The organism is Paenibacillus sp. FSL M7-0420 (assembly GCF_038002345.1).
Lineage (GTDB): Bacteria > Bacillota > Bacilli > Paenibacillales > Paenibacillaceae > Paenibacillus_AQ.
On sequence record NZ_JBBOCJ010000001.1, the window covers coordinates 2,387,357 to 2,400,351 of the forward strand.

General features: G+C 55.8%; 14 protein-coding genes. 11 read left to right on the plus strand and 3 right to left on the minus strand.

Features of this window, described 5'->3' with window-relative positions; translation table 11 throughout:
* The first annotated feature begins 74 nt into the window (after positions 1–74).
* The 3 genes from MKX51_RS10010 (at position 75) to MKX51_RS10020 (ending at position 3,335) form a co-directional block, all read left to right on the plus strand.
* Positions 75–1,373 carry a DNA polymerase IV gene (locus tag MKX51_RS10010; RefSeq protein ID WP_340941915.1) on the plus strand — a complete coding sequence of 433 codons (1,299 nt, stop codon included), beginning with the start codon at positions 75–77 and terminating at the stop codon, positions 1,371–1,373.
* 154 nt (positions 1,374–1,527) lie between these two features.
* Complete coding sequence (locus tag MKX51_RS10015) at positions 1,528–1,770, plus strand: ferredoxin (RefSeq protein ID WP_340992232.1); 243 nt, start codon at positions 1,528–1,530, stop codon at positions 1,768–1,770.
* Positions 1,771–1,907: 137 nt separating this feature from the next.
* Entirely contained in the window at positions 1,908–3,335 is a 1,428-nt protein-coding gene (locus MKX51_RS10020; RefSeq protein ID WP_340992233.1) for a L,D-transpeptidase family protein, read from the plus strand.
* On the opposite strand, the gene MKX51_RS10025 is transcribed toward MKX51_RS10020, so the two are convergent.
* The gene (locus tag MKX51_RS10025) at positions 3,332–3,469 is read right to left on the minus strand and encodes a hypothetical protein (RefSeq protein ID WP_200869536.1); all 138 of its coding nucleotides are present in this window, start codon (positions 3,467–3,469) and stop codon (positions 3,332–3,334) included. The genes MKX51_RS10020 and MKX51_RS10025 overlap by 4 nt on opposite strands.
* A gap of 143 nt (positions 3,470–3,612) precedes the next feature.
* On the opposite strand from MKX51_RS10025, the gene MKX51_RS10030 reads away from it, so the two are divergent.
* The 7 genes from MKX51_RS10030 to MKX51_RS10060 all read left to right on the plus strand — a co-directional run bounded on the left by MKX51_RS10030 (position 3,613) and on the right by MKX51_RS10060 (position 9,948).
* The gene (locus MKX51_RS10030) at positions 3,613–4,119 is read left to right on the plus strand and encodes a hypothetical protein (RefSeq protein WP_340992234.1); all 507 of its coding nucleotides are present in this window, start codon (positions 3,613–3,615) and stop codon (positions 4,117–4,119) included.
* Positions 4,120–4,274: 155 nt separating this feature from the next.
* A complete protein-coding gene (locus MKX51_RS10035) occupies positions 4,275–5,369 on the plus strand; it encodes a quinone-dependent dihydroorotate dehydrogenase (RefSeq protein ID WP_076078446.1) in 1,095 nt (364 codons plus the stop codon).
* Between the two features lie 27 nt (positions 5,370–5,396).
* Positions 5,397–6,209 (plus strand): GTP pyrophosphokinase, encoded by an 813-nt coding sequence (locus tag MKX51_RS10040; protein ID WP_036725183.1) that lies wholly within the window; start codon positions 5,397–5,399, stop codon positions 6,207–6,209.
* Complete coding sequence (locus MKX51_RS10045; protein ID WP_340992235.1) at positions 6,199–6,663, plus strand: DUF309 domain-containing protein; 465 nt, start codon at positions 6,199–6,201, stop codon at positions 6,661–6,663. Before MKX51_RS10040 ends, MKX51_RS10045 begins: the two co-directional genes overlap by 11 nt.
* A gap of 67 nt (positions 6,664–6,730) precedes the next feature.
* Entirely contained in the window at positions 6,731–8,347 is a 1,617-nt protein-coding gene (locus tag MKX51_RS10050) for an RsmB/NOP family class I SAM-dependent RNA methyltransferase (RefSeq protein WP_340992236.1), read from the plus strand.
* Between the two features lie 3 nt (positions 8,348–8,350).
* The gene (locus MKX51_RS10055; protein ID WP_340992237.1) at positions 8,351–9,115 is read left to right on the plus strand and encodes a pseudouridine synthase; all 765 of its coding nucleotides are present in this window, start codon (positions 8,351–8,353) and stop codon (positions 9,113–9,115) included.
* A gap of 32 nt (positions 9,116–9,147) precedes the next feature.
* Complete coding sequence (locus MKX51_RS10060; RefSeq protein ID WP_340992238.1) at positions 9,148–9,948, plus strand: Cof-type HAD-IIB family hydrolase; 801 nt, start codon at positions 9,148–9,150, stop codon at positions 9,946–9,948.
* Positions 9,949–10,033: 85 nt separating this feature from the next.
* Here the strand turns inward: MKX51_RS10060 and MKX51_RS10065 are convergent, their stop codons facing one another.
* Positions 10,034–10,123, minus strand: a complete 90-nt coding sequence (locus MKX51_RS10065; RefSeq protein WP_143803672.1) for a sporulation protein YjcZ — start codon at positions 10,121–10,123, stop codon at positions 10,034–10,036.
* A 114-nt stretch (positions 10,124–10,237) separates the two neighbouring features.
* A complete protein-coding gene (locus tag MKX51_RS10070; protein WP_340992239.1) occupies positions 10,238–11,644 on the minus strand; it encodes an RsmB/NOP family class I SAM-dependent RNA methyltransferase in 1,407 nt (468 codons plus the stop codon).
* A 210-nt stretch (positions 11,645–11,854) separates the two neighbouring features.
* On the opposite strand from MKX51_RS10070, the gene MKX51_RS10075 reads away from it, so the two are divergent.
* Entirely contained in the window at positions 11,855–12,991 is a 1,137-nt protein-coding gene (locus MKX51_RS10075) for a glycosyltransferase family 4 protein (RefSeq protein WP_076078456.1), read from the plus strand.
* Positions 12,992–12,995: the final 4 nt, after the last annotated feature.

The following is a 12,995-nucleotide window of genomic DNA, read 5'->3' on the forward strand; positions in this document are numbered from 1 at the left end:
CAAGTTGACCTCCCGCCGGGGTAGAGGTATGCTGACAATAACAATGGAACCCCGAAGATAAGAAGGTGGATGCCATGCAGAGTGTGGATCAATATTATCCGGCAAGCGGCAGGGTTATTCTGCATGTGGACATGAATGCCTTTTACTGCTCTGTGCATGAGGCGGAAGATCCGGAGCAATATAAAGGCAAGGCGACTGCGGTGGCGGGCAGCGTGGAGGCTAGAAGGGGAATTATTGTCACCTGCTCCTACGCCGCGCGCAGGCTGGGCATCTCCACGGGCATGCAGGTGCAGAAGGCGCTGCGGATTTGTCCTTCCTTAATGCTTATTAAGCCGGATTTCCATCTATACCGCAAGTACTCCAATGCATTCATGCAGATTGCCTACAGCTATACTCCGCTGCTCGAGGCCGTCTCCATAGACGAATGCTATCTCGATATCACCGGCTCCCGCCAATTCGGAACGCCGCCGGAGATTGCCGAGGCGCTGCAGCGGCGGATTATGGAGGAGCTGGGTCTGCCTTGCTCCATCGGAATTGCCCCCAACAAGCTGCTGGCGAAGATCGCTTCCGATCTGAAGAAGCCCAGCGGCATCTCAGTGCTGCGGCTGCGCGATGTGCCGTCCGTGCTGTGGGATAAGCCGTGCAATGAGATGTTCGGCATTGGCGGCAAGACGGCCGAGAAGCTGCGCAAGCTGGGCATCTACAGCATCGGACAGCTGGCGGCGGCGGATGAGGCGATGCTGGTCGGCCATTTCGGCGTCATGGGCGCCTGGCTGAAGCGGGCGGGGAACGGGATTGATCACGGGATCGTGAATCCTGAGCGGGAGCAGAGCAAATCCATCGGTCATACCACCACGCTGCCGCATGATGTGGTAGGGCTGGCTGAGGCGCGCCCGATTCTGCTGAACCTGAGCGATCAGGTTGCGCGGAGGCTGAGGAAGCAGGGGCTGGTTGCAGCGGGGGTACAGCTGACGATCCGCACGCCGGATATGAAGACGATCACCCGCTCCCGCCAGCTTGAAGCTCCCACCGAGAGCGCCGAGGACATTTATAAGGTGGCATGCGACCAGTTCGCGCGCCACTGGAAGGGCGACAAGCCGGTGCGGCTGCTGGGGGTAACGCTCCAGGGGCTGATGCCCAAAGAGGAATCGGCCATTCAGCTGGATCTGTTCGACTACGAACGGCAGCCAAAGAAGGAGTCGCTTAATAAGGCGATGGATATGCTGCGCAACAAGTTCGGCGAGAATGCGGTGCTGACCGCAGGCATGCTGAGCGACAGCCACTCGGCACGGCTGCGTAACCATAAGGAGCGGGGAACCTCGCTGCAGAAGGACAATCTGGGCGGCGCAGACAAGGATATAGACTTAAGTTAAGGCCCGGCATCAGCCGCTCGCAGCCTCGCAGAGAATGAGGCAATAATGTCAACACATTGAAAATTCATTGAAATTGTATCCTATTTATATTAATATGAGAAAAATAACAGGCTGCGACTGCAGGCTGTATAGTTAAGCGGGAGGCAGAGAAAAAATGGCTAAGTACACTTGGGTCGAGAAGGACACATGCATCGCTTGTGGTGCTTGTGGCGCGACGGCCCCTGATATTTTTGATTATGATGACGAAGGTTTGGCAGAAGTGATCTATGAGAACGACTGCAACCACGGGAATGTTGTGATTCCGGACGACTTGTTCGATGACCTGCAGGATTCAGCTGACGGATGCCCTACAGATTCCATTAAGATTGCAGATGCGCCTTTCAACAAAGAGGGCTAAGCTTCTGCCGTCTCCATAAAAGACATCTCCGGACCGCGATAAATGCGGCTTGAGGTGTCTTTTTTTGCGTCCACTGCCGATATACAATAGAAGGTACATACGAATACATAACCATACCACCAATAGTGGAGGCCAACATGAAGAATGCTCAGCATCTAAAAGCCTATGTACAGATGCATCCGGATAATAAGATGGCATGGTACTTGCTTGGTAAGGAATACTATAAGAACGGGCAGTATGGAAAAGCGAATTACTGCTATAATCAGGCCGGGGAAGTGTATGAGGCTTTTGAACGCAGCAAGGTGCCGGCGGATATGCTGCAGCAGTACGAGGAAGGGCTGCTGGAATCGGCCCGGGAACGGCAGACTGCGAGGCTCAGGAAGCGCCGGGTGCTGCTGGCCCTAATGCTGCTGCTGCTCATGCTTATTCCGGCTGCCGTCGCACCGGGAATTCTGCCGGACAGCAAGGGTGCAGCTGCGCCGGTCGCGAATATCTCAGCCGTGCTGCCGGAGACAGCCGATGAGGCGCAGGTAAGTCCGCAAGAACCGGCAAGTCTGGATTTCACGGCGGTAGCGGCGGATGCTGCTGCGGGGGGCGGGGGCCTGGCAGCCATCCTGAAGTCGGCGAAGACGCCTTCCGCCGCCGCGCTGCTCGGTATGAAGCGCTCGGGCAAATGGCTGCTGTGGAAGAAAGGGCTGCCGCTGGAGGCTACTCTTGCCAAGAGCGGAGAAGGGCGTATAGTCTATCAGTCCTATAATCCGGCAGCGTGCGCATGCCAGCCGCCGGATTCGGCGGAGCTTAAGCAGCAGGGGCTGGACTGGCAGAAGCAGCAGGAGGAGCTGGCTGTGCTCTGGAGTGCGCTGCGTGCGTACAAGACCAGCAAGGGGGCTTATCCCGAAGCGGTACAGGAATTAGTGAAGCCGTTCCCGGCAAACGTGCTGGGCGGCATCACCCCGCTGATGAAGGAAGCCTTCGCTCCTCTGCGCAGAGCCGCACGAGGAGAGGCGCCGCTGTTCTCAGCAGCACCGCAGCCGTCCGGCGGCCAAGATGCAGGTATTCCGGGGCAAGAGCAGACGGGCGGCGGAGGTCCGGCGGCGGGGCCGGGGGAGAAGCTTTTTTTCAAAGAACCGCTTGCTATTATTGTAGATAAGCAAAACCACCGTCTGGCGGTCACCAGCGGCAATGTGATTCTACGGAATTATGCCGTAGGACTCGGCGGAGATAAGACCCCTGAAGGGGAGTTCTTCATTAAGGATAAGGTTGTGAACCCGAACGGGCGCGATAACGGGGAGTTCGGCAGCCGCGGCATGCAGCTCTCGGACAGTAATTATGCGATTCACGGGACGAATGAGCCGGATAGCATCGGCAAGGATGAGTCGCTGGGGTGTATCCGGATGAGCCGGAAGGATGTGGAGGAGCTGTTCGCCATGGTGCCGATGGGCACGAAGGTTCAAATCAGTCAAGGGGTTCTGCCTGAGGAGCTGGTCGTACCGGAGGAACGTTTCCCTTCGGATTCGCCCCGTAATCAGACCAACCCCCATAAAGTATACCATTGGCTGAACTAATTCCCGACAAAGACAAATAAAACGGCGATCAGCGCAATCAGCAGTACCAGGCTGGCGCTGATCCACAGAATGGCTTTGCGGTTGACTTCTTCTTTTTTCTGCTGGAGTGTGGGAGGTTTGCGTTTCGTTGACATTTGGTCACCCTTCTTTCTCTCTTAGTCTGTGATAACCCTTACATGTGAGGATTGGTGGTGGTGCATGGAACTTGTACCCGCTCCTCTATTCTAGTCTGGATGAAAAGACAAGTCTAGCTGCAATCTCTTACGGTAGGGACTGGATGGCCGAAGTCTTGGTCTATACAGAGGAATATCGGCTGGAGTATCATAAGGAAGGTTTTATGCTGGAGCGTGAAGAACACAAAAGCAGGAGTGATGCTGCCATGGCAAGCAGGTCCAAAAGCAAAATTCCGGTACTGCTCTACCGCTACACAGGTCCGCCGAGGAATATAGGGTTCACCTTTTCCCGGTATGATTTGAACATGGACGCGGGCGGGAATGCACCGGGAGAGATGCTGTTTATTTATGAAGGCGATTTCGAATATCTTAAGCCTGCGGTCAGCAGGGTCTTCCCTCTATCCGATCCGTTCACCGGGGAAGAGATGACATCGCTGGACCCGTGCTGGGAGAACCCGATTCCGAAGAGCCAGTGGGAGTCTATCTTGTCTGAACTGGAGCAGCAGCCGGTTACAGACTCTGAACTGCAGGATTTCCTGAACCAGTTCATAAGCTGGGCAAGGAATCATCTGAAGACTGCGGACGGAATTGAAATTACGGGGAATCTGTGAGAATTGGCGGCGGCGTGAAGGAAGTGCGGCAGGGCAGGGACAATCGCTGCGGCAAAAAACTTTTCTTTTCCCCCGGAAACGGATAAAATTAAGAAGAAACCTATAGATACGGGAGTCGTTATGTCAATTGTGGTTCCCTTGAAGGAGCGAGAACGGTGCTGTATCGACATTTTGGTAAACCAATTTTCTTTAAAATGGACCCGGAGACGGCGCATCATCTCGTCATCGGCGGACTGAATAAAGCAGATCTGGTTCCCGGCGGGAGCGCGGCCATGCGCCTCATGTATGGGGTTCCTGAGACCGCTGACCTTGCAGTGGATCTGTTCGGGGTACATTTCCCGACCCCTGTGGGCTTAGCGGCAGGACTGGATAAGAATGCAGAAGCGGTAGGAGGGTTCTCTTCGATCGGCTTCGGATTTATGGAGGTAGGCACGGTAACTCCGGTAGGCCAGCCCGGCAATGACAGTCCCCGGCTGTTCCGGCTGCTGCCTGACAAGGCGCTCATTAACCGGATGGGCTTCAATAATGAAGGCGCGGAGGCCATGGCTGAACGCCTCAAGAAGCTGAAGAAGCGCAGAATTCCGGTGGCGGTCAATATCGGACGCAACAAGGCTACCCCGAATGAATTAGCACATGAGGATTACCGCAAGTGTATCCGTACGCTGTATCCGTACGGTGATTTTTTTGTGGTCAATATCAGCTCGCCGAATACCCCGGATCTCCGGAGTCTTCAGCATGGCAGCGAGCTCTCGAACCTGCTTAGCGAGGTTAAGGAAGAGATGGAGCTGCAGCGGGCGAAGACGGGCGCCGCGAAGGGGCTGCTGGTCAAGATTGCTCCCGATGTCAGTGACGCTGAGCTGGAATATATGGTACATACCATCACGGAAGCCGGAATGGACGGTATCATTGCTACCAATACGACCCTCTCCCGTGAAGGGCTGCAGAGCGACAAAGCCGGTGAGACGGGCGGGCTGAGCGGCCAGCCGCTGCGCGAACGTTCTACAGAGATTATCCGCAGAATCTATAGCCAGACGGGCGGCAAGCTGCCGATTATCGGGTCGGGCGGGATTTTTACAGCCCAGGATGCTTACGATAAGATACGGGCAGGCGCCAGTCTGGTCGAAATTTATACAGCACTCATCTATGAAGGGCCGGAGGTTAACCGTAGAGTGCATGCCGGACTACGGCAGCTGCTGCGGCGGGACGGCTTCGAGAGGCTCCTTGATGCGGTAGGCGCTGATCATCACTGAAGGATGAATGGACAGGAGGACAAGGCGATGGACGTCAGGGACTGGGGAACTTTTCTGCTTCCTTATGAACAAACGGTGGAGGAATTGAAGGTTAAATTCAAGACGATGCGCTCTGAACTCAAGAAAAGGGAAGAATACACTCCGATTGAATTCGTTACCGGCCGTGTGAAACGGCTGTCTAGCATACTTGAGAAGGCCAAACGGTTAAACGTAAAAATGGAGGATCTGGAAACGGGCATCGAGGATATCGCCGGCATTCGCATTATGTGCCAGTTCGTCGAGGATATCCGCAGAGTGGCGGAATACATCCGCGCCCGCAAGGATCTTGAAGTCCTCTATGAGAAGGACTACATTACCAATTATAAGGAAAGCGGCTACCGCAGCTTCCATATGATCATCCGCTATCCGGTACAGACTGCGCTGGGTCAAAAGATTGTACTGGCTGAAATTCAAATCCGTACACTGGCGATGAACTTCTGGGCAACCATTGAGCATTCGCTGAATTATAAATACCGGGAGAGCCTGCCCGATGAAATGCGGGTGCGCCTGAAGACGGCAGCAGAAGCGGCTTCCATTCTGGACAGCGAGATGTCGAGCATCCGGGAAGAGATTCTGGAGGCCCAGAAGACCTTCGAGGAGAACTCGAACATGACGACCCAACTGCTGAAGGCTATTCATCAGCTGTATTTCTATCATCTTGTGAATGAAGCGATTGAGAGCCAGGAACGGTTCAATGCGATCTGGCAGGCTCAGGATATGGATGCGATGAAGGAACTGCTGGACCATGTGCGCGAGCTGCTCTCGAATGCCAAGAAGGGCAGCGAGCCGGATGGCTTATGAGCCGCTGTATCTGGCCTACCTCATCTACTTCAACCGGGACAGGGATTATTTCGAATGTCATGAGGTGCTTGAGGAATTATGGCTGGAAAAGCAGCGTAATCCGTTATACAAGGCTCTGCTGCAGGTGGCAGTGGGGCTGTACCATTTCCGTAATGCCAATGTGCGCGGCGGCCTGATTCTGCTGAAGCAGTCACATGAAGTACTGGGCAGATATCCGGCGGTGACGCTAGGTATTGATCTGGCGAAGCTGGTCCGGGAAGCGGGAGCGTATGTTGCCCGTCTGGAAGCTTACGAAGATCAGCCCTTTGATTATTATGATCTCACCATCCGCATCGTAGATCCCGTGCTGGAGGAAGAGGTCAGGCTGGCGGCTGAGTCCATTCAGCCTGTGGTGCCCCAGCGGCGCGGGCCACAGCGGCCGGACAGACCGAGGAACAGGCCGGATGGCGCTTGACCATAGCAAGTTAGAACAGGAGCACCCGCAGGGGTGTTCCTGATTATTTGAGCGGGAGGAAGGCATCATGACGGCACAACTGCCCGGAGCTTTCGCAGAGCGTATGAAAGAGCTGCTGGGACCGGAATATGAGCAATTTACAGATACCTATCAGCAGTCACCCTATGGGGGAATCCGTGCCAATACACTGAAAATAACGGTGGACGGGCTGCGGGAGCGTTCCCCCTTCACCCTGGAGCCGATTCCCTGGTGCCCTTCGGGCTTCTATACCGGAGAGGGGGCCAGACCCGGCAAACACCCTTATTATCATGCCGGGCTGTACTATATTCAGGAGCCGAGTGCCATGGCCCCGGTTGAACTGCTGAACGTTCAGCCGGGGGACCGGGTGCTCGATCTGTGCGCAGCCCCGGGCGGTAAATCTACCCAGATTGCCGCCAAGCTGCAAGGCGAAGGCCTGCTGGTCAGCAATGACCTGCATCCTGAACGGACGAAGGCACTCGCCAAGAATCTGGAGCTGTACGGGGTACGGAACGGCATTGTACTTAACGAAAGCCCTGAGCGGATTGCGGGAGCGTTCCCCGGGTTCTTCGACCGGATTCTAATTGATGCTCCCTGTTCGGGAGAGGGCATGTTCCGCAAGGACGAGGATATGGTCAAGCAATGGGAGCCGGGGACACCGGACAAATACGCGGAGATGCAGCGGGAGATTCTGCGGGCCGCAGCTTCAGCGCTGAAGCCCGGCGGTACTATGGTGTATTCTACCTGCACGTTCGCTCTGGAGGAGAACGAGGAGATGATTGCCGGATTCCTGTCCGGGCATCCGCAGTTCTCGCTGGTTCCCGTAGGCGGAACCGGCCCGTTCGCTGCCGGACTCGGCCCATTGCCGGGTGCGGCGCGGCTGTGGCCGCATAAGGTCAAGGGGGAAGGGCATTTCATGGCGGTACTGCGCCATGACGGAAGTGGCGGACCTGCGAGAGAGGCAATTGAGAACGGGGCAGCAGAGAATGGAGCTGCGGTGACAGATACTTTAGAGAACGCAAAAGCACGAAATGATAAGAGAGAGAGAAGTCTGTCTGCCGCGCCCCGGAGCAAAGCTGCGAAAACAGACTTTCACAGTAAGGCAGTTCCCGGCAGGGCAGATCACGGCCGGGGCGGCAAGGGAGGACGCGGATCTGGACACGGCTCCGGCTCTGGTAGAGCCGGAACGGGTCCAGGTCCGCAGTCACAGCGAACTGGCGGGGAAGCGATAGCGCTCGCGGTCTATGCGGACTTTATTCAAGAGCTGCTGGGGACACAGCCGCCCGGACATGCCATATGGTTCGGCGATCATCTATATATCTCCCCGTTGCCGCGTGAAGCGCTGGACGGTCTGAAGACGGTTCGGCCGGGCTGGTATGTGGGGCAGATCAAGAGCGGCAGATTCGTTCCCGGTCATCCGCTCGCTACAGCACTGCGTCCTGAGGAATGCAGCCGCTTCGTATCGCTATCCAGCATCAGCGGGGAAGCGGTATCCTACCTGAAGGGGGAGACCCTGTCGATTCCCGCAGAGCGCTTGTCGATTAAGGAAGGACATGCATACAAAGGCTATACCCTCGTCTGCATCGACGGCTTCAGCGCAGGCTGGGGCAAATGGCAGGACGGATTGCTGAAGAACGAATATCCCGCAGGCTGGAGGTGGACTTAGAGTATGGCTACAGGAGGAACTGCGAACAAGAAGCAGCGGCTTGACAAGGTGCTGTCCCACATGGGGATCGGCTCGCGCAGCGATATCCGCAAGCAGGCCAAGCAGGGCCTGATCACAGTAAATGGAGCTGTCGTCAAAGACAGCGGGTTCCATGTAGACCCGCAGCATGACCGCATAGAGGTGGGCGGAGAGCCGGTCCTCTACCGGGAATTCATCTATCTGATGATGAATAAACCGCCGGGCGTATTGTCCGCCACTGAGGATAAACGGGACCGCACGGTTCTGGATCTGCTGAAGCAGGAGCATGCGCTGTTCGAGCCGTTCCCGGTCGGGCGGCTGGATAAGGATACCGTGGGTCTGCTGCTGCTCACGAATGACGGGAAGCTGGCACATGAGCTGCTGTCCCCGCGCAAGCATGTCCCCAAAACCTACGAGGCCACCGTCGAGGGTGAGGTCGATGCGGCGGATGTGGCTGCTTTTGCCGAGGGTGTTACGCTTGAGGATGGTTATGTGACCCTGCCCGCGCAGCTTAGCATTCTGAGCAGAGAACGGGGCAGCCGCGTGCTGTCGTATATCTCACTCACCATTACGGAAGGCAAATTCCATCAGGTGAAGCGGATGTTCGTAGCTGTCGGGAAGAAGGTAGTGTTCCTGAAGCGGGTGTCGATGGGCGAACTGAAGCTCGACGAGACGCTGCCCGAGGGAGCCTGCCGGGAGCTCACGGCCCGTGAGCTGGAGCTGCTGCGCGGCGGCGGGGCTGCGGAATAAAGGTATACTATACAGAGATAGGATGATGGGGTATGAAATACAAACTGATTGCACTGGATGTAGACGGAACACTGCTGAATGATGATCATCAGCTCAGTGAAGAGAACAAAGCGGCGGTTGCCGAGGTCACGCGTCAGGGCGGGCAGATTGTACTCTGCACAGGGCGCAGTCCGCAGAATTCGATTCCTTTTATGGAGGAGATGGGCTTGTCGGGGTATGTGCTGGGCCATAACGGAGCGGCTACAGTGAGTGTCAAGGACCGTAAAGTGCTGCACCAGTATGGACTGGACGCCAGAGGGCTGGACCCGTATATCGCCTATTGCCGCGAGCGTGATATCCATTTTGATGTGAATACTGCGTTTGAGATGTATGTGGACAATGTGGAGAACCTGACGAAGGAAGCCCACTTTATGTATGAGCATTTCCGCATTATGCCTGCATCCCTTCCAGCCTGGGAGGAGTTCCGCGAACCGATTGTGAAATTCACTGTGTTCACGCAGTCCGATATTCTGGATGAAGCGCAGCGGGAATGGGCTACTTGGGGAGAACAGTACAATATTCTGCGCAGCGGAGAGTTCTTCGTTGATCTCATGCACCCGGAATCCTCCAAAGGCAATGCCCTGAAGAATCTGGCAGCCGAGCTTGGCATCCCGCAAGAGCAGGTGCTGTCGATCGGCAACTATTATAATGATATCTCCATGCTGACGTATGCCGGTCTGGGTGTGGCGATGGATAACTCTCCGGTAGAGGTCAAAGCAGCCGCAGATGTGATCACCGGTACCAATAATGAGAACGGTGTGCGCGATGCGCTGGTGAAATATTGTTTGTCTTGATGATGCGAATAACGGAAAAAGCAGCCTGCCCCCATAAAGGGGGCGGGCTGCTTGAGGTCCGTGTGCTGTGCTGCTTACAGCGGAATTAGACGAACAACGAACGGGAAATAATTACGAGCAATATGAAGAGTACCAAGATCGCACCGGTCGAAGTGAAGCCTACACCTGCACCCATGTTTGATTCCTCCCTTGATTCATGTCTGTTCCCACTTGCCGCCTTAAGTCCGGCGGACCGCCATGGGATAATGACATCATATGCTTATGAAGGCTTCATGAACTGGTCAACTGCCTAAACCTCGTCAAGATGGGCTTTTAGAATCCGCAGACCCTTGGGCAAATGATTCTTGAGCTGGCCGGAGCTGGCTTTGCCCCAGCCTACGGGCAAGCCGTCTACGGTTACCAGCGTCCAGCCATGCAGGCTTGGCGGAACCGGCAGACTCTCGCCGCGCAGCCAGGCCTGGATCTCCGTGCCGTCCGCAGGCATATCATAGCTGCGCGCCGCCTGATCCGGCCGGAGTGCCATAGCCAGAGCGTGGGCAGGCTCGATCCGGTTTTTCTTAAGATGGGCAATATGCAGTCCGGCACGCGGCACCTTGAGCCCGTCCAGTATCCCGGTGTGCAGCCGCTCATTGAATGCCTCAGGCAGCAGATACAGGGATTCGCCGAAGAGAAGCGGGATGCCGCGATCGGCGAATCCGGGCAGCTCTGCCGCCGCCCAGCTCATGAATTGTTGATAGGACTCTCTGAGCGTGGCACTTGTCTTCGGACCATTATTGCCGCGTTCGCCGCGTTTGCCCCGGCTCTTGCGCGGAGCAGAATCCGCCGGGTCTGCTGAAGCCGCCTTGTGCAGCAGGGCCACGAAATGCCCTTCGCCCCGCTCCAGATGCGGCCACAGCCGCTTCGTAACGATCAGCTCCATATCGGGATAGGTCTGCACGAAGCGCTCCATCGTCTCCTCATTCTCCTGGCGGTTGAAGGTACAGGTCGAATAGACCATATGGCCGCCAGGCTTCAGCATCAGATACGCATCCTGCAGAATATCCCACTGTCTGGCTACACAGATCTCCACATGCTTCGGGGACCATTCGTCTATCGCCGCAGGGTCTTTGCGGAACATTCCTTCACCGGAGCAAGGCGCGTCCAGCATAATGCGGTCGAACACCTCAGGGAATCTTTTGGAGAGATCACCAGGGGCTGCGGAGGTAACCAGCGTGTTGCTTATACCGAGCCGCTCGACGTTTTCGGCCAGGATTTTGGCCCGCTCCGGGTGAATTTCATTGGAGATGAGCAGCCCTTCCCCTTGCATCAGTGCGGCGATATGGGTGGTTTTGCCGCCGGGAGCGGCCGCGAGGTCGAGAACGATCTCTCCGGGAAGCGGCTTCAGCAGCTCGGCTGCGGACATTGCGGAGGGCTCCTGAATATAATATAGTCCGGCGGTATGATACGGATGTCTCCCCGGGCGAGCGGGGTCTTCGTAATAGAAGCCTGACGGACACCATGTTACCTGTGACAGGCCGAATTGCGGGATTGCCTGCTCCGCTGCGGTGCGGCCGGAAGGTGTACTGCTTTTTAAAGTATTAAACCGCAGACCCTGGGTCCGCGCAGCCAGATAGCTCTTCAGAAAAGCGTCCGCCGAATCCCCCAGCATCTCTCTAATATTGGCGGTGTAAGCGGCAGGCAGTCGTTCTTCATTCATAAATCACTCTCCTCTAGTCCAAGTTCAAGATAAGTAAAGCTGTCATCTTAGTTGCTGTTTCTGGTGGATACCGATAAAATTAAGATATGGAACCTTAGCGTACCTATACCTGCAGCAGTACCCGAAATTGTAATTGTACATATACACAACTATATCATAATTGCCGGGCTTCACCGTAAATAGGGCAATTGTAAAGGGAGATGTACCTATATGAACTTGCTGCAAGCGCTATTCTTCCCGCCGGAGCAGCCCGGTGGTGTATCTTCTATGATTCCTTATCTCCAGGAACGCTTCCGGTCCAGCCGCTGGGAGATGGATTTGTTCTGGCTGCCCAAGCGCATCCGGGGCAAGGGACGCGAAGACATCGTCTTCGAGACCTTCGACTGGACAGTGTACGGCGAAAGTCCGGTTGTGCAAAAATACATTCAGACCTACCGGGATTACATTTGGTGGACCAAGCTGCGCATGAGCAAAAAATATGATCTGATCCATGCCCATCATCCGATTGCCGGGCTGGCGATGAAGAGAATTTATCCTGATGTTCCCTTGATTCAGACGCTGCACTCCAGCTATGAGCGTGAATTGATTCTGAACGGGCTGATCCGCGAGGGGGGGCTTGAGCATCAGTTCCTGGTCGCGATTTACCGGGAGCTGGAGCAGGTGAGTGACCGGCTGATGACGGTTTCGCGTGCTTTTGCCGATTATGTAACTCCTTATATTGACCAGCCTGACAGCATTGGAGTCATTCCCAACGGATTCGATGAGAAGCGGTTCAAGCCTGTCCCGCATGAGAATGACATTCCGCAGCTGGTCACGGTTACCCGTCTCGTACCGGCCAAAGGCATCGATATTCTGTTCAAGGCCTGTGCCGAGCTGAAGAAGCGGGGGCATGAATATGTGCTGCATATCATCGGGGACGGACCGAGCCGGGCGGAGCTGGAGCAGCTTGCGCAGAAGCTGGGCATCTATAATGAGACTATTTTTTACGGCTATACGCTGCATCCTGAGGAATTCATGCCGTTCTTCGATATCTTCGTATTGCCTTCGCGGGCGGAGGCGTTCGGTTCGGTGTTTGCCGAGGCTGCGCTGAGCTGTCTGGCGCTGGTCGGGACGAATGTGGGCGGTATTCCCGAGCAGATTGAGGACGGGGTGAACGGGCTGCTGGTGAATCCGGATGATGAGCTGGGACTGGCGGATGCCCTGGAAAAAGTAATCACGGACCCCGGCTACCGCTATGAGCTGTCGCGTTCGGCCTGGGATAAAGCAAAGAGCCTCTACTCCCTGACCCGTGTAGCCAATGAGCTGAAGAAAACCTATCTGCAGTTCCAGCCGGGAATGAAGGGGTGAGGCT

What these genes read in the sequence shown, in the direction of transcription:
- MKX51_RS10060 (WP_340992238.1), top strand. Translation starts at nt 9,148, where the DNA reads ATGAAATACAAACTGATTGCACTGGATGTAGACGGAACACTGCTGAAT.
- MKX51_RS10040 (WP_036725183.1), top strand. Translation starts at nt 5,397, where the DNA reads ATGGACGTCAGGGACTGGGGAACTTTTCTGCTTCCTTATGAACAAACG.
- MKX51_RS10075 (WP_076078456.1), top strand. Translation starts at nt 11,855, where the DNA reads ATGAACTTGCTGCAAGCGCTATTCTTCCCGCCGGAGCAGCCCGGTGGT.
- MKX51_RS10030 (WP_340992234.1), top strand. Translation starts at nt 3,613, where the DNA reads ATGGCCGAAGTCTTGGTCTATACAGAGGAATATCGGCTGGAGTATCAT.
- MKX51_RS10055 (WP_340992237.1), top strand. Translation starts at nt 8,351, where the DNA reads ATGGCTACAGGAGGAACTGCGAACAAGAAGCAGCGGCTTGACAAGGTG.
- MKX51_RS10010 (WP_340941915.1), top strand. Translation starts at nt 75, where the DNA reads ATGCAGAGTGTGGATCAATATTATCCGGCAAGCGGCAGGGTTATTCTG.
- MKX51_RS10070 (WP_340992239.1), bottom strand. Translation starts at nt 11,644, where the DNA reads ATGAATGAAGAACGACTGCCTGCCGCTTACACCGCCAATATTAGAGAG.
- MKX51_RS10025 (WP_200869536.1), bottom strand. Translation starts at nt 3,469, where the DNA reads ATGTCAACGAAACGCAAACCTCCCACACTCCAGCAGAAAAAAGAAGAA.
- MKX51_RS10045 (WP_340992235.1), top strand. Translation starts at nt 6,199, where the DNA reads ATGGCTTATGAGCCGCTGTATCTGGCCTACCTCATCTACTTCAACCGG.
- MKX51_RS10020 (WP_340992233.1), top strand. Translation starts at nt 1,908, where the DNA reads ATGAAGAATGCTCAGCATCTAAAAGCCTATGTACAGATGCATCCGGAT.
- MKX51_RS10050 (WP_340992236.1), top strand. Translation starts at nt 6,731, where the DNA reads ATGACGGCACAACTGCCCGGAGCTTTCGCAGAGCGTATGAAAGAGCTG.
- MKX51_RS10065 (WP_143803672.1), bottom strand. Translation starts at nt 10,123, where the DNA reads ATGGGTGCAGGTGTAGGCTTCACTTCGACCGGTGCGATCTTGGTACTC.
- MKX51_RS10015 (WP_340992232.1), top strand. Translation starts at nt 1,528, where the DNA reads ATGGCTAAGTACACTTGGGTCGAGAAGGACACATGCATCGCTTGTGGT.